Origin of the sequence: Streptomyces sp. NPDC004647, assembly GCF_040609575.1 — a bacterium.
In the GTDB taxonomy this organism is placed as follows: Bacteria; Actinomycetota; Actinomycetes; order Streptomycetales; family Streptomycetaceae; genus Streptomyces.
Map to the genome: position 1 here is coordinate 1 of NZ_JBEXKU010000068.1, position 15,347 is coordinate 15,347.

A 15,347-nucleotide genomic window follows, 5' to 3' on the forward strand; every position below is an offset into this window, starting at 1 on the left:
GAGGAGCGGATCGGCAAGCGCATCAACAACGAGCGCGTCGAGGAGGCCCTCTCCCTCGACCCCGACATCGTCTCCACCGCCTGCCCGTTCTGCCTCGTGATGCTGACCGACTCGGTCAACGGCAAGAAGAACGACGGCCAGGCCAAGGAATCCGTCCAGGTCGTGGATGTGGCGCAACTGCTCCTCGACTCGGTGAAGACGCCTCCGGCCGACCCGGCGGACGAGGCCGAACCGGCGGACGAACCAGAACCCGAGCCGGTGAAGTAGCCCGTACGGCCCCACGGCGTACTGAAACGGCCGGTTCCGCAACTACGGGACCGGCCGTTTCCGTTGCCGCCGTGTCACCGGCCCCGTAAAAGCTGCCCTCGTACGCCCGGGGTCGTACGGAACGCGGGCTAGGGCAACGGCTGCTCGGTCCAGATGACCTTTCCAGCCGGGGTGTAGCGGGTGCCCCAGCGGTCGGCGAACTGGGCGACGAGGAACAGCCCGCGGCCACCCTCGTCCGTAGTGGCCGCCCGCCGCAGGTGCGGGGAGGTGCTGCTGGCGTCCGAGACCTCGCAGATCAGCGTGCGGTCGCGGAGCAGCCGCACCCGGATGGGTCCGGCCGCGTAGCGAATGGCGTTGGTGATCAGCTCGCTGAGGATCAGCTCGGTGGTGAACGCCACGTCGTCCAGTTCCCACTCGGCCAGCTTCCGGGCCACCGCGGCGCGCACCCGCCCGACCTCGGAAGGGTCGGACGGCACGTCCCACTCCCCGACCTGTTCGCTGCCCAGCACCCGCGTGCTGGCGACGAGCAGCGCGATGTCGTCCGACGGGTCCTCGGGCAGCAGGGCGTCCAGCACCTCCGCGCAGGTCTCCTCCGGTGTCCTGCCGGGCCGGGCCAGGGCGCGTCGCAGCATGTCCAAGCCCTCGTCGATGTCCCGGTCGCGGTCCTCGATGAGCCCGTCGGTGTACATCACCAACCGGGTGCCCTCGGACAGCTGGAGCTCGGTGGTCTCGAACGGCAGACCGCCGAGGCCGAGGGGCGGGCCGCCGGGCATCTCGGGGAACTCCACGGAGCCGTCGGGATGGACAAGGGCGGGCACGAGGTGGCCGGCCCGGGCCATGGTGCAGCGCCGGTTGACCGGGTCGTAGATCGCGTACAGGCAGGTGGCACCAGTGATGGGCTCATCACCGCCGCCGAGCGACTCGTCCTGGTCGATACGGGTCACCAGCTCGTCGAGGTGCCAGAGGAGCTCGTCGGGCGGCAGGTCCAGATTGGAGAAGTTGTGCACCGCGGTACGCAGCCGGCCCATCGTCGCGGCGGCGTGCAGCCCGTGACCGACGACATCGCCGACCACCAGCGCCACGCGGGCGCCGGGCAGCGGGATGACGTCGAACCAGTCCCCGCCCACGCCGGCCTGCGCGGGCAGATAGCGGTAGGCCACATCGAGCGCGCTCTGGGCGGGCAGGACGCGGGGCAGCAGGCTGCGCTGGAGCGTCTCGGCCATCGAGTGCTCGCGCGTGTACCGACGGGCGTTGTCGATGCTCACGGCCGCTCCGGCGGCCAACTCCTCGGCGACGGACAGATCCTCGTCCTCGAAGGGCACCGGCTTCTCCGAGCGCCAGAAGCTGACCATCCCCATGACGACACCCCGGGCGCGCAGCGGGACGGTGATCATCGAGTGGATGCCGAATTCGACGATCCTCCGTGCCCGTGGCGGATCCTGCAACTGCCACCCGGAGAAGGCGCGCAGGTCCGCCTCGAGGACCGAGAGACCGCGCTTGAAGCCCCAGCCCTGCGGGGTGGTGGGCAGGTAGTGGATCAGCGTGCCCAGCGCGTAGAGCGGGGGCGCCTCCCGGATGCCGCTGATCGCTGTGCGGCGCATGTCGGAACCGGTGCCGCCCAGCTCCTCACCGCGTACGACGGGATCCACGAGATCGACGGTGACGAAGTCGGCGAACCGGGGGACCGCGAACTCCGCCAGCTCCTCCGCGGTCCGTACGACGTCGAGTGTGGTGCCGATCCGCACACCGGCGTCGTACAGCAGATTCAGCCGGGTGCGCGCCACGTCGGCCCGGCCGGTGAGCGCGCGGAGCTCCGTGGTGTCGCGGAACGTCGCCACGCTGCCGGGCGGCCCGCCGTTCTGGTCCGTCAGCTGGTGGTTGACGGCGAGCAGCCGCTCGCCGACCGGATGCACCTCGTCAGCGGCGACCCGCCCCGAGTTCAGCAGCTCGGCCAGGCCGAGAGGGAGACCGAGCTCCGCGACCGGGCGCCCCTCCGCGTCCTGGGGCAGGTCGAGCAGCCGGCGGGCCTCGTCGTTGGCGAGCAGGAGCCGGCGATCGCCGCCGAGGATGATCACGCCCTCCCGTACGGCGTGCAGGACGGCGTCGTGGTGCTCGTACATCCGGGTCATCTCGGCGGGCTCCAGCCCGCGGGTCTGGCGCCTCAGCCGCCTGCTGACCAGCGCTGTGCCGCCGGTGGCGAGGACGAGCGTGGCCGCGCCGGTGCCGAAGATGATCGGCAGCTGCCGGTCGACCACGCTGGTCACGTTGTTGACCTTGAGTCCGGCGGAGACCAGACCCACGATCGAGCCGTTGGCACCCCGGATGGGAACGACCGCCTGCACCTCGTGACCGAGGGGGCCGTGGACACTCTCGATCTGGACGCGACCGGCCAGCGAGGGTTCGATGGTGCCGACGAAGCGCTTCCCGATCCGGTCCGGGATGGGGTGCGTGTAGCGGATCCCCTTCGTGGTCATCACCACGATGAAGTCGACGCCGGCTGCTCTCCGCGCCTTCTCGGTGAGCGGCTGGAGCACCGCGCTGGGGTCGGGGCTCTTCAGCGTCCGTTCGATGTCCGGGGAGTGCGCGAAGGACTCCGCCACGGCGACCGACCGGTTGCGGGCCTCGAGCCCGCTGTCGTGCTGGGACTGCAGGACGAGCGCCACCACCGCGGCGACGACGAGCAGCACGACGACCGCCACCTGCAGGACGAACACCTGTCCTGCGACGGTGCGCACATTCAGCACCGAGCCCAGGCGCCGCCCCCGTGACGGCTGCGGGGCCTGCTGCTCGTACCGCTTTCGCTGCGCTCGTCCGGAGCGCTGGCGCTCGCGCCGACTGCGTGGGCGCCCTCCGGCGAGCGAGCGGACCGACAGGCCCCAAGATCGGCCGAAACGTCCGGCCATGTCACCATTCTTAACACTGCCCCCATACGGGGGGCGAGCGGTGAGCCATCCGGCGGGGAAGCGGCGCACCGGCTACGCCTTGCCCGCGGATTCCCTCACCAGCCGGCCAGCCGCTGCCGGGCTCAGCCCAGGGACCGCGTTGCGCAGCGCCGCCACACCCGCGACGTAGTCGGTGCGCGGATCGATGCCGGACCCGCCGAGAACGTCCCACAGCCGGCATTCGCGCAGTCCCTCGTCCGTGCGGGCCCGCTCATCCGCGATGATGGCGGCGGCCCGTTCCGGGCCCGGGCGTTCGTCCGGGCCGGCCGTGGCCGGCGCCCGCTGCACGGCGTCGCCGATCTCCTCCGCGTCGCGGAGCACGAGCACAGCCGTCTCCTGCTGGTCCATTCCGAACATGGCACGATCCTGTCCGCGAAGTGACCCGTCCCACAAGAGAGTTGCGCGGCCCAAAACCATCCGCCGCGCCTTCTTCCGCCTTGGGACGTCGCGTACAACCCTTCGTTCCCATCCGCCGTCATACAGGCGCCGGAAAGGACGGGCCCTTTCCGGCCACCCCGCACCAGCCCGGCATTCCTCATCAAAAGGAGCCGTTTCGTGCGCAAGAACTGTTCCACGGCCGTCGCCGCTGCCTCATTCCTTCTGCTGGCCGGCGCGGCCATCACCGTCGCCCCCGCCGCCCACGCCGGTGCCCCGGGCGGGACGCACGCCAGTGACCGCAACACCGACTTCAACGGCGACGGGTACGAGGACGTCCTCACCGGCGCGCCGGGAGCCACCGTGGGCGGCGACCGCGGTGCCGGCTACATCGCCGTGCAGTACGGCTCGTCCGGCGGGATCACCGCCGGCAACCGCACGGTCATCGACCAGGACACCGCGGGCGTGCCCGGCGCCACGGAGCCGGGCGACTCCCTCGGCAAGTCCCTGGCCTCAGGCGACCTGGACGGGGACGGCTACGACGACGCGATCGTCGGCGTACCGGGCGAGGACATCGGCACCCTGGCGGACGCGGGCGGCGTCATCATCCTGTGGGGCTCCCCGCAGGGGCTGAGCGGATCCGCCGCCCAGTGGCTGGAGTCCGACATGCCCCGGCAGCAGGAGACCTTCGGCGCGGGTCTCGCCGCTGCCCGCTTCTCCGGTGACACCCCGGGAGATCTGCTGGCCGTACTCGACCGCGACGACCTGGGCATCTACCTCTTCGGCTCGGCGGAGCAGCCCGTCGCGGGGGCGGAGCGCAAGGCGACCGGCGCGGCACGTACCCCACATCAGGTCCATGAGGACACCACCGCGCTACGGAACCTCGGCGGATCCGCGCGGGCCGCGGAGGCAGCGGCCCGGGAGATCGCCCCGAAGTCCCTCACCACCGGCGACTACGACAACAACGGCTACGCGGACCTGGTCGTCTCCGGTGTCAGCATCGGCGACGAACCCGGTCACGGCTGGTCCGTCTTCTTCGCCGGACAGCAGGACGGCCTGGTCCACGGCCGCGACCTGCGCGGCGGCCCGGTCGCCGCCTCCGGCGACATCAACAGCGACGGCTACGACGACCTGGTCACCGGCGAGCCGAACAGCCCGGACGACGGTGGCGAGACGCTGACCGGCGGCCTCGTCGGTGTCCACTACGGCAGCGCCGACGGCCCCGTCGGCACCGAGGGCCCGGACAGTCCGCCGCAGTGGTGGACCCAGGACTCGCCGGGCGTTCCGGGCACGGCGGAGGCCGGTGACGGCTGGGGCACGGACCTGTCGCTGGGCGACACGGACGGCGACGGATACGCCGACCTGGCCGTCGGCGCGGCCGGCGAGGACATCGGCACGCTCGCCGACGCGGGCGCCGTCTGGGTGCTGCGCGGCTCGCAGGACGGCCTGACCACGACGAAGGCCAAGGACTTCAACCAGGACACGGACGGTGTGCCAGGAGACCCGGAGAAGCTGGACCGCTTCGGCGGCCAGGCCCGGCTGGTCGACCCGAACCGGGACGGCAGGTTCGGTCTGCTCGCCTCGGCTCCCGGCGAGAACACCGATGACGGCGTGGTGTGGGTCTTCTCCGCGGGCTCGGGCGGAGTGACGGCGCCCGGCTCGTGGACGTACGGCGGTGGCTCGCTGGGGGCACCGGCGGCGGACGCGCGGTTCGGCGCGGCGATCGACGACTGAGGGCCGGCTGAGGGCCGGCTGACGGACGGCTGACGGACGATTGACGGACGGCTGACGGACGGCTGCGGGACGGCGGGGGGCCAGCTGACGGGCGGCTGAGGGCCGACGGAGGGACAGCTGACGGGCGGCTGCCGACCCGTGCCCCGGAGTCCTGGAGCGGTTTTCCGGTTCAGGACACCGGTTCCCGGATCTCGTGTGTGCGTGCGAGGCCCGCGGGCAGCTCCGGCACGCCGGGCGCGTACGGCCCGGCCCGCACGCCGACCGCGCCACCTGGGCTCTTCCTCGTCGGTCACCGGTTTTCACCGCCATGACCGCTTGTCCTATTGAGCGGAAGTCAGTAATGACGTCCGTGCGAAGAATCGTCTCTTTGGGTGCAGCGTCACGCCGAGCGATTTCCTGGACCCGGCTGGTGCGTTGGATCCGGCATGGACCCCCGGCAGTTGTGGAACCGGAACACCGCGCTCGCTGAGGCGTTCTGCCTCAGTGACGAGCACGTACGGTCCGCGCAGAGTGCCCTCGACGAGACACAGGCGCACAGATCGCGGCTGCTGGCCGCCTTCGCGGTGACCGTGGGCAGTGACAGCGCGGTCGCGGACCTGCTCGGACTGAGCGAGCGGGAAGTGCGCATCGCGCGCCGCACCGTGGGCAAGGACGATGCGCGGCGGATGGCCGATGACGTGCTCGCCCGGGCGGCGGCCGGTGAGCCGGAGGACGAGTCCGTGCCGGAGCCCGCACCCACGCCTCAGCACGCGGCGCCCCACCCGTCGCAGGCCTCGGCTCACCAACCCCAACCTCAGCCGCAGCCCCAGTCCCAGCCACAACCCCAGCAGTACGTCTCGCATGCGGCACCGCAGCAGTACGAGGTCCCGATGACCGTGCCCGAGCCCGCGCCGGCCACCAACGACATCCCGGGGGTCCGGGAGACGGCCTGGACCTCCGCCATGGACCTCGTCCTCATCGACAGCTGGCAGTCCGGTATCGATCTCCGCGTGCTGGCGGACGAGTTCGGCCTCGACCTGGCCCGGCTGGTCGCCCGGGTCCAGCAGCTGTCCGCGGAAGGGCGCCTGATGCCCCAGCAGGCGGCCCCGGCCGAGGACCGCTCCGGCCGACACCGCCGCGACATGCACGGCACCTCCGGATACGACCCGTACGGCACCTCGGTCGGGACGTCCAGCTGGGAGGCGCCGTCCACCATCCCGGACGAGATGCTCGCTTCGTACCTCCCCCCGCAGCACACCTGGCCCCAGTACATGAGCGGGTCCGGCGTCCGCTAGGTCCGCCCTCCCGGAACACGCGCCCACGGGACAGCCACGACGGCGACGCCAGGATCGGAATCGTGTACGGCTCGGCGCGCGGCCTCGCCCCGCCACCCGGCAGTTACTCGCCCCATCCCAGCACGCCGCCCCACCGACGGCACGCTGCCGGCTGTCTTCGACGAGGCCGCCTGCGACCTGGTCCGGGCCAAGGGATCTCGGCTGACGCTGCTGCTGGGCGGTGCCCAGGGACAGGGGGCGGCGCACGGCCGTACTGTGCCGGTGCCGGTGCCGGTGCCGGTGCCGGTGCCGGTGGCCGGGCTGCCGGGGAAGGGCCCGACGGTGACCACCGTCCTCACCCTCACCAGCCGTGGCCGCACCACCCTTCCGCGAGCATCTCCTCGACGACTCCGGGGAGTTGCCCCGACCGCGCCTACCCGCGCACCATGCGGCGGCGTGAAGCGCGCACCGTGGCGGGCGAGTTGGCCGCCGGGCCGGACCGTACGGAGGGCGACCAGCACCACCGATTTCGCCCCGCCGGAACACGGCCACGATCGGAACGGCTCCGTCCAGGCACCGTTGGCACGCGAACGCGACCGGCAGCGGGCTGGGCAGTCACATTCACCACCTCCCCCGGCCTCGTGGAACAGTGGGCGGCCGCGGGGCGCGATCGGCGTCCGGAGGAACACGCGGCCCGACCGGACATCCGCCACGGTCTGCGCGCGAGGCGTTCCGCGCAGCCCCGTCAGCCGGAATCCCGGCTGACGGCGGTGCCCGCCCTCCCCGCTCGCTCCAATGGCCGAGCTGGGGAAATCCCCCCAGGGATCCCCTAAGGGATGTCACAGCTCGGCAGCAAACCCCCGCCGGTTCCCCTGGGCCCGGCACCTCGGCGCTCGCAACCAGGTACGTTCGAATGGTGGCTGGATTCAGGATGGGACGCGGCCGGGACTCCCGCTCCGCGCAGCAGCAGGCCCCGCAGCAAGGGCAACGGCCGTACGGGCAGCCGTACGGCGGACAGCCCGTGCCCCCGCACGCGCAGCAGTGGCAGCAGCCACCGTCGTACGGCGGAGGGCAGGGCAGGCGCGGCGGACAGGGCGGGCACCGCGACGAGCCGGAGTACTTCGGCGGCCCGGACCAGGGCTACGACCCGTACGCGGGCCAGGGCCACGGCCCCGACCCGTACGCCAACAGCCCTGGCCACACCCAGCAGTTCAGCGTCGGCGACGCCCCGGACGCCCACAGTGCCGGCTACGGCCCGGAGCAGGGCTACGACCCGTACGACGACGGCAGCGGCCGTGCCAACACCTACCGCGCCGGCCATGCCGCCGCGCCGACAGGCCCCCGCCTGCACTGGAAAGAGCTGCTGAGGGGCATCGTGCTGCGCCCGGGCCCGACGTTCTGGCAGATGCGCGACCTCTCCGTATGGGGTCCCGCACTCATCGTGACCTTCCTCTACGGCCTGGTCGCCGTCTTCGGATTCGACGAGGCGCGTGAGGACGTACTGAACGCCACGCTGTCCAACAGCATCCCGTGGGTGATCAGCTCGGGTATCGCCGTGGTGATCAGCGGTCTGCTGCTGGGCGCGGTGACCCATACGCTGGCCCGCCAGCTGGGCGGCGACGGCTCCTGGCAGCCGACGGTCGGCCTGTCGATGCTGATCATGTCGATCACGGACGCCCCGCGGCTGGTCTTCGCGATGTTCCTGGGCGGCGACAGCTCGCTGGTGCAGATCCTGGGCTGGGCGACCTGGGTGGCGGCGGGGGCGCTGTTCACCTCGATGGTGAGCAAGTCGCACGACCTGCCGTGGCCGAAGGCGCTGGGTGCGGCCTCGATCCAGCTGATCGCGCTGCTGGCCCTGATCAAGCTGGGAACGCTGTAACAGCTGCAACGGACGCTGCATGACGACCGAGGCCGGTGCCCTTCCTCTCGGGCACCGGCCTACGTGTTGTCCGTCCACGAAACACGCCGGCTCCGGCGAACCACCCACCTGCGGGGGTACGGCTGACGCCGCGCTGTACGGCCTGTACGAAGGCCGCCCTGTACGGCCTGTACGGAGGGGGAGCCCTGCTACGAAGGGAGCCCCTGCCGTGTGCGCCGGCAGGGCTCCCTTCGTACAGGTCACAACAGCTCTAGAGAGCCTCACGCGATGGAGTGAGCGGCGTACCGGACTTGCGGCACGGGGGCAGCACGGACCAGGGGAAGTTGATCCACTGATCGGTCCTTCGCCACACGTACTCGCACTTCACGAGCGATTGCGGCTTCTCGTAGATCACCGCGCACCGTACGTCCGCGACGTGACCGGCGCAGAAGTCGTGCACGAGCTTGAGCGTCTTGCCGGTGTCGGCGACGTCGTCCGCGACGAGGACCTTCTTCTCGCTGAGGTCCACGACGTTCGGGACCGGCGGCAGCATGACGGGCATCTCGAGGGTGGCGCCGACGCCGGTGTAGAACTCCACGTTAAATACCAGAAGGGCAGCTACCAGGCATAATGCCTGGCGACTGTCCTTCAACTCAGCACCTGCTCAGCACGTGGGCCACGTGGAGTCAGCACATGCTAGCCCGGGCCTTTCCGGAGCCGCCTAGGGGAGTCGAATCCCTGACCTACGCATTACGAGTTGTCCGATCTTGGTCCGGGTACATCCGGGGGCGTCCGTGAACGGCGCTCCGTGCCTGCTCAGCAATGTTGGCATGCCTCATCGGACGACAGCGGATGGTCGCGGAACGAGTAACTATCGAGACCATGAGCCTTTTCAGAGCGGCCACCGATCGGGTGACGGCGGTGCTGTCGGTGTGAGGGCATGACAACGAGGCTCCCGGGCGGTTGAGAGCGATGTCTGAAGACTCAACTGTTCGACTGGAGAGCCCCGTTGGTCACGTATCCTGCCGCACTGGACCTGCCGCATGCCCTCGTTGAGTGGGTCACCATGCTGATCGTCACCCGGGAGGGTGACCGAAGGTGCAAGCTCCGGCCCTCGCAGCGAGCCATCGTCGCGTTGGTCTATCTGCGCAAGCACGACACCCTCGCACAGATCGCGGCCGGCTTCCGCATCAGCGTCGGTACCGCCCACGCCTACGTCCACCAGGTCACCGACCTCCTCGCCCGCCGCGCGCCCGGCCTGACTCGGGCCTGCGCGAAGCCGACCCCGAGTACGTCCTGGTCGACGGGACCCTCGCCGAGTGCGACCGCGTCGGCGACGGCCGTGCCGACTACTCGGGGAAGCACCGCCGCCACGGCGTGAACCACCAGGTCATCACCGGTCCCGAAGGCAGACTCGTGTGGGTCTCGCGCGCGCTGCCGGGCCGCACCCACGACCTGACCGCCGCCCGTACCCACCGCATCGTGACAACCTGCGTCAGGCTCCGGATCCCCGCCCTGGCCGACCTGGCCTACACCGGCGCCGGAGGGACATTCGCCGTGCCGGTCAGGCGAAAGCCCGGTAAGGAGCTCACCGCAGCCCAGAGATCGCTCAACCGGGCCCACGCACGGTTCCGGTACCCGGTCGAACGGGGCGTGGCAATACTCAAGCGATGGCGGATCTTCCGCCATGCCCGCTGCAGCCCGAACTGGCTTACATCAGCAGCCAAAGCCGTCCTCACCCTGGAGCTGCAACGCTGAAAGAGCTCAATGACTACTGTGATAGATCTCGGTACCGCAGGGGGAATCGAGACTGACAGTTCCATCAGACCACCAACCTACGCACAGTTGGGGATGGTCCGGTGTGGCGTCATAAATCTCAACCATGGTGACTTCCCCGTGACTCGCCGCGAGCGCGGCGGGTGGCGAGACGGGATTGCGTGGAACGAACTTCCGGGTTGAGTTTGGATCAAGTTTGACACCTGCAATGCGAGCGCCAATCTGAGCAATCTCCTCAAGCCGTCCTCGCACTTCTTCAGCAAGCCGTGTCAGCCGCTGCGCGTCGTCTGCATAGTCTCGCATGTGCTCAATCTCCTTGTTCGTTTGCCGATGGAATGTAGCAGCGGACGGAACGGTAGCGAGGTACGTGGAGCAGCCGCCGGACAGACATGTGTCCATGGTGGATGCCTGCCCCATCGCTGTGGAGGTGGGATTCTGTCTGACCCACAGCCCGACCCAGTCATTGTTGGCTCGTCAGAGGAGCCCCCGGCTGGCCATCGCCACAGGAAGTGACAAAGCGCCGGCGGAGAATATGGGGACCCGCTCTCGAAGGTGCCGATCGCTTGTTGACCACGAGCGCCTGCCGTTCGGCGAGGAACGCCTTGGATTCCGTAGGAGGTCCCAGATGCCGTCACGCTGTCTGCGCGTCAAACCAGGCCGCATACAGGCGAGGGGCCACCCGGTTCCGTCTCCTGTTTGCCCACCTCGTTCCGAAATTCCGTACTGTCGGAGACATCTCGACCCAGTTGAGCGGCAACACCACAGCTTGGCCAGGTCGTGTGTGAAATTCTGCGGCCTCGGCCAGCTAACCAGCTCTCCTGGCCGCCCGCACGCCCATGGCAGCAAACGGTGTAACAGCGGGGCGGAGGTCCAGGCTGGGGTGGTGGCGCAGCACCGCAGTGGCCCTGGCCGCCGCAGTCCCGGCTACGGGAGCACCCGCGTCCCAGGTGTCGTGAGTGCGGAGAGGGCCAGGCCTACGTGGAAGTGGCACCTGTCCAACCCCGGTAGCCTCGGTGAGGCCCTCTACATACCGGGGCGGCCTGTCTGTACGAACACGGACTGTCCCTGCAACCCTCAGCACCGGAATCGAGAACAAGCACGCGAGCGGGACAGAGACCGTTACCGAGACCGTAGCCGTACCCCGACAGACTGAGGGGTCATGTCGGCCCCCTCGTAGGTGTCCCTGGCGGTGTCTCTCCCGTGAGAACCGTAGGCCGGCTCCCCTCGCTCACTCGTCGAGCAACAGCCACTCGTCGGCTTTGAGCTTGGAACTGACGATGGTTTCGCCGTTGGACAGCAGTACCCGGAACCGCAGGTGCTTGCGTTGCTCACTGTCGGTCAGACGCTCCGTAGGCAGACGGAACCGATGCGTCATGCCATTGAGGGCGGGAACCTCTGGGGGTTCGTCGTCTCGAAAATCGAACCGCTGGCCCTTGACCAGTTCAAAGCGCTTGGTGCGGCGCCACTTGGGATACGTCACCAGTTCGATACGCTCCACCTTTACCGGGGTCGTGCCCGAGTTACTGAACCTCAAGGTGAACTGGTACTCGGTCGCCTCGGGCTCCCGTCCGCCAATCCTCACACCGGTACGAAAGAGCCGCACCTTCACCTTGGGACGAACCCTGCGGTACGTCAGAGCCGTGAGTACCACGTTAGTAGCCGCCGCACTCGCGGCACCGATGGCGATACCTCGGGCCCACCAGTCGACATCCATACCTACTCACTCTCGCCGCTCGGGGGTTGATTTTCTGATCCTTGCTTTGGCTGAATCCTAAGCAGCGAAGCACCATAAGCCGCCGCCGCTAGGGCCACTTCCCGAACACGTCTATCCCGCTCTGCCATTGCGTACATCAACCCAGTCCCATGGGTGCTCAGCCTTTACTCATTCATGCTTTTCATGGCAATATTCTTCGAGTTCAGGGCCGGGCGAGTCCCCAGAGAAACCGGAAAAGTGGCTCTCTATGATTGCGGGCAACTTCCTCTGGATTCCGATAATGGATCCTGACGGGGACCGCGGTTGGTGGGGAAGATTCTGGATCTGGGCCGGAATCATCGTGCCTTCGTTTGGCCTCAAATTTCTGATCATCAGCTTCGTTGGGTTTGCCCGCGATCGAAAGAAGAAGCAGCTCCAATCAGGCATCTGAATGGTCGCTGTAACGGCTAAGCAACACAGCCGCCAGTCCCTCGGTCATCGAACCGAGGGACTGGCGGCTGTTCCGCAACAGACAACACCTTGGCGGCCCGGCGTGGTCCATCACTGTAACCACGATGATGTCCGCCACTAGCTAGACAGCACGCACCCGCCCGAGCGCTTCCGAGAGGTCCCGCGCCACGGCCAGGGCCACGGCACCCTTGATCCTTTCCTCCGCTCCGGGCAGCAGGTGCACATAGACCGTCTCCGTGGTCTTGCTGCTTGCGTGCCCCATCCATACGGCCAGCTCCGGCAGCGGCACACCGGCACCGATCGCGACTGAGGCGAAGTAGTGCCGCAGGCTCTTAGGGGTGAATTTTCGATCTTCGAGTCCAGCCTTTTCGATCGCCTTATTCCACCTAGAAGCGAAGGTGCTTCGCGCCGGGAACCGCTCGGCGTAAGTCTCGGACTCATAGAACCATCCTTCGTCGCCCCAAGTGCCGTAGGTTCCTAGGTGCGTGTCCCATTCCTCCCGCGTGACGTCCACCACCGGAACCTTGCGGCCCATGCGAGACCATTTCACTTCCGACTGCACAGCAGTTCCCCGACCAGCCCCCTCATTCTTGCCGAATGATCCGAGCTGAGCATTGACCGCAAAGAACCCCGTCTCCCGATTCCATTTCTCGTCGCACACGGCCAGCGCCTCACCTACGCGCATGCCACACCCGGCCATACTCCACACCGTGGAGCGGTAGTACGGTCGAATGCTGTCGTAGATGGCCTCGACCTCTCCGGTGGTCGGCACTTCGGAGGGATCAATAGGCAGGTAAGCCGGGTCTTTGCGCTTGCGCGGGTCCGCCTTCTTGCACGGATTCTTCGGGATGATCTCAGCTTCCCAGGCATACTTGAACACCGATGCGAGGACGACCTTACGGGTGTGAATTCCGTAGGCCTTGTAGCCTTTTTCTTTCTGCCAGGTTGCCCATTTGGTGATATCACTGGCAGATATCGACCCGATCGGGCGAGCACCAAACCACTCCGCATAGTGGTTTGCATAGATGCTGCGATATTGCACACGCGACGAATCGGCTAGCTGGCCTTCATCCGAACCGGCATTCAACCACTCGTCCCACACATCCGAGAAGGTCCGCTTCGATTGCTGAGGGTCGATGTAAGACCCGGTGTCCTTAGACCGCTCGACCTTCCGTTCCCACTTTTCCGCTAACCCCTTGCCGGTGGCGCCCTTCTCGAAGGACTTCTCACGCTGCCGACCCGATCGACCGCCAGGCTCACGCCAGCGCACCACCCAGGGGTGCGGGCACCGTTCCCACGCCGTCACTGCACAGTCGCACCGCTTGAGGATCGCACCCATGCCAGTCACTCTCCCTCCGACCATCCAACTCAGCACGAGTATTCTACACACCTACCTGACGATGTGTCGATTGAGCCACGCTTCCAAGTCCCTTTCGCGAAACCGCAGATGACGGCCGACGCGGTACGCCGGAAGCCCCCAGCGGCGCCACTGGCTGTACAGGGTGGAGAGCGGGACCGCGAGGAATTCGGCGGTCTGAGGAGGTGTCAGAAGACGGTTAGAGCCTCCCCTCATGCCGCACCTCCGCCCGGCAGCTCTTCTCGGGCGATCTCCCGGTTCAGCGCCAGGTCTTCCGCGATTCCTGCGGCGACCAGTGCGGCGCCGGAGGTGTGACCGGAGCCGACATAGCGCCAGCGGGCATCGGTAACCGTGCCGGGAGCGTCGCCCATGTCGGTCCCGGCACGTTCGTGCTCAGCCCGTTCGGCACGCAGCGCTCCGTAGGTGGTGGAGTAGGTACGGGACTTGGTCAGGATGTGGCCCCGGTAGCCGAGGGTGTGGCCCCAGGCGCGGAGGCGCAGGGGTTCGAGTTCGGCGAGGCTGCCGAGTCGCCAGCACGTGCGCATGAGGGTGCGGACGTGCTGGGACACGGGTGCGTGGTCGATGTCTTCTGGGCTGTTCAGGCGATAGTCGGTGCCGCCGGCTGAACCGGCAGCACTCGCGCCCTTGGTGACGTACTTGGCTACATACGCGGCGACCGCTTCATCGGCTAGTCCGTCCGGGCCGCCGAAGCTCCGCAGGGGCCGGGAGTCGAGTTCCGTGCCCCAGGTCAGTTCGTGTTCACCCAGGGCCGGGGTGTAGTGAGTGCGCAAGCGTACAGCCGCCACAGCGGTGCGTATGGCGTCGGTGAGCATGCCCGTACTGGCCCAGGCCGGTGGATCGTCGTCCGGGCCGTTGGCACCGTCAAGGCGTACCACCGCGTGCACGTGAACGGCTGAGCGCCGCTGGTATTCGGCGACCTTCGCGTACGAGATGCGGACCGTACGGCGCAGGCCGGTGCGGGTGAGGCCGGTGCGTGCAGCAAGGTGGTTGTAGAGGTTGTCTGTGAATGCCTTCCACAGCCGTCCGGCATGTGCGTGCCAGAGGATGTGTGCCGAGTAGTCGTAGCAGTCGGGACAAAGCGGCTGCCCCACGGACGGATCAGTGTCGGTGTGGACGGCAGGGCAACCGATGGGGCGGCCGTGCTCACACGTGCCAGCAGAGCGGCGGGGACGGCAGCGCTCCCCGTTGGTGGCGCGGTGTACCGGGCCGAAGCCGGGGGCGGTGAGGGTGAGGAACAGCCGGGGTCGCTCGCGGACGTCGGTGGGGATGTTCTTGCCGCCGAGGAGTCCGGCGCGGACGAGGTGGAAGGTGTCGCCCGCGTGGAGGCGTGAGCAAGGCGGACATACGGTGGCGCGGCGGTTGCGGCACCGGACCATTATCCGTTCGCCCGGTTCGGCCGAGGTGTCGTAGTGGTGCAGTACCTCGCCTGTGTGAGCATCTCGCACGGTCGTGGAGCCGGACAGGTGGATGGGGTGAGCGCACCCGCCGGTAGCGGTGATCTGCTCCAGCCATCGGCCGAAGAGCGGGTCTCGCGCGAGGCAGATGATCTCTTGGTCAACTTCGGGAAGCTGACGCAGGCGCGCCGCGCGGTCGAGCACGG

Annotated in this window: 11 protein-coding genes and 2 pseudogenes; 5 read left to right on the plus strand and 8 right to left on the minus strand. The window is 68.4% G+C overall.

Annotated elements, in window-relative coordinates; all coding sequences use genetic code 11:
• A partial coding sequence (locus ABZW18_RS25835) for a heterodisulfide reductase-related iron-sulfur binding cluster (RefSeq protein WP_356191574.1) occupies window positions 1–267 on the plus strand: 267 nt, incomplete at its 5' end.
• Window positions 268–395: 128 nt separating this feature from the next.
• Here ABZW18_RS25835 and ABZW18_RS25840 read toward each other — a convergent pair.
• Window positions 396–3,170 (minus strand): SpoIIE family protein phosphatase, encoded by a 2,775-nt coding sequence (locus ABZW18_RS25840; RefSeq protein ID WP_356191576.1) that lies wholly within the window; start codon window positions 3,168–3,170, stop codon window positions 396–398.
• A gap of 72 nt (window positions 3,171–3,242) precedes the next feature.
• Complete coding sequence (locus tag ABZW18_RS25845) at window positions 3,243–3,566, minus strand: hypothetical protein (protein ID WP_356191578.1); 324 nt, start codon at window positions 3,564–3,566, stop codon at window positions 3,243–3,245.
• 198 nt (window positions 3,567–3,764) lie between these two features.
• On the opposite strand from ABZW18_RS25845, the gene ABZW18_RS25850 reads away from it, so the two are divergent.
• The 3 genes from ABZW18_RS25850 to ABZW18_RS25860 all read left to right on the plus strand — a co-directional run bounded on the left by ABZW18_RS25850 (window position 3,765) and on the right by ABZW18_RS25860 (window position 8,450).
• Entirely contained in the window at window positions 3,765–5,318 is a 1,554-nt protein-coding gene (locus ABZW18_RS25850) for an FG-GAP repeat protein (RefSeq protein WP_356191581.1), read from the plus strand.
• Between the two features lie 425 nt (window positions 5,319–5,743).
• Window positions 5,744–6,592 carry a hypothetical protein gene (locus ABZW18_RS25855; protein ID WP_356191583.1) on the plus strand — a complete coding sequence of 283 codons (849 nt, stop codon included), beginning with the start codon at window positions 5,744–5,746 and terminating at the stop codon, window positions 6,590–6,592.
• Window positions 6,593–7,484: 892 nt separating this feature from the next.
• Window positions 7,485–8,450, plus strand: coding sequence for a Yip1 family protein (locus tag ABZW18_RS25860; protein ID WP_356191586.1), 966 nt, complete (start codon window positions 7,485–7,487; stop codon window positions 8,448–8,450).
• A 250-nt stretch (window positions 8,451–8,700) separates the two neighbouring features.
• Here ABZW18_RS25860 and ABZW18_RS25865 read toward each other — a convergent pair.
• Window positions 8,701–9,030, minus strand: a pseudogene (locus tag ABZW18_RS25865) (phosphoribosyltransferase family protein); the annotation flags it as partial.
• Between the two features lie 408 nt (window positions 9,031–9,438).
• Here ABZW18_RS25865 and ABZW18_RS25870 point away from each other — a divergent pair.
• Window positions 9,439–10,187 (plus strand): annotated as a pseudogene (locus ABZW18_RS25870) (transposase family protein).
• Window positions 10,188–10,193: 6 nt separating this feature from the next.
• Here ABZW18_RS25870 and ABZW18_RS25875 read toward each other — a convergent pair.
• The 5 genes from ABZW18_RS25875 to ABZW18_RS25895 form a co-directional block, all read right to left on the minus strand.
• Window positions 10,194–10,508 carry a hypothetical protein gene (locus ABZW18_RS25875; protein WP_356191588.1) on the minus strand — a complete coding sequence of 105 codons (315 nt, stop codon included), beginning with the start codon at window positions 10,506–10,508 and terminating at the stop codon, window positions 10,194–10,196.
• A gap of 925 nt (window positions 10,509–11,433) precedes the next feature.
• Window positions 11,434–11,919 carry a hypothetical protein gene (locus ABZW18_RS25880; RefSeq protein WP_356191589.1) on the minus strand — a complete coding sequence of 162 codons (486 nt, stop codon included), beginning with the start codon at window positions 11,917–11,919 and terminating at the stop codon, window positions 11,434–11,436.
• Between the two features lie 571 nt (window positions 11,920–12,490).
• A complete protein-coding gene (locus ABZW18_RS25885) occupies window positions 12,491–13,708 on the minus strand; it encodes a tyrosine-type recombinase/integrase (protein WP_356191592.1) in 1,218 nt (405 codons plus the stop codon).
• Window positions 13,709–13,759: 51 nt separating this feature from the next.
• Window positions 13,760–13,942: a helix-turn-helix domain-containing protein gene (locus ABZW18_RS25890; RefSeq protein WP_356191595.1), complete on the minus strand. Its 183-nt coding sequence runs from the start codon at window positions 13,940–13,942 to the stop codon at window positions 13,760–13,762.
• Window positions 13,939–15,345 (minus strand): replication initiator, encoded by a 1,407-nt coding sequence (locus ABZW18_RS25895; RefSeq protein WP_356191597.1) that lies wholly within the window; start codon window positions 15,343–15,345, stop codon window positions 13,939–13,941. Before ABZW18_RS25895 ends, ABZW18_RS25890 begins: the two co-directional genes overlap by 4 nt.
• Window positions 15,346–15,347: the final 2 nt, after the last annotated feature.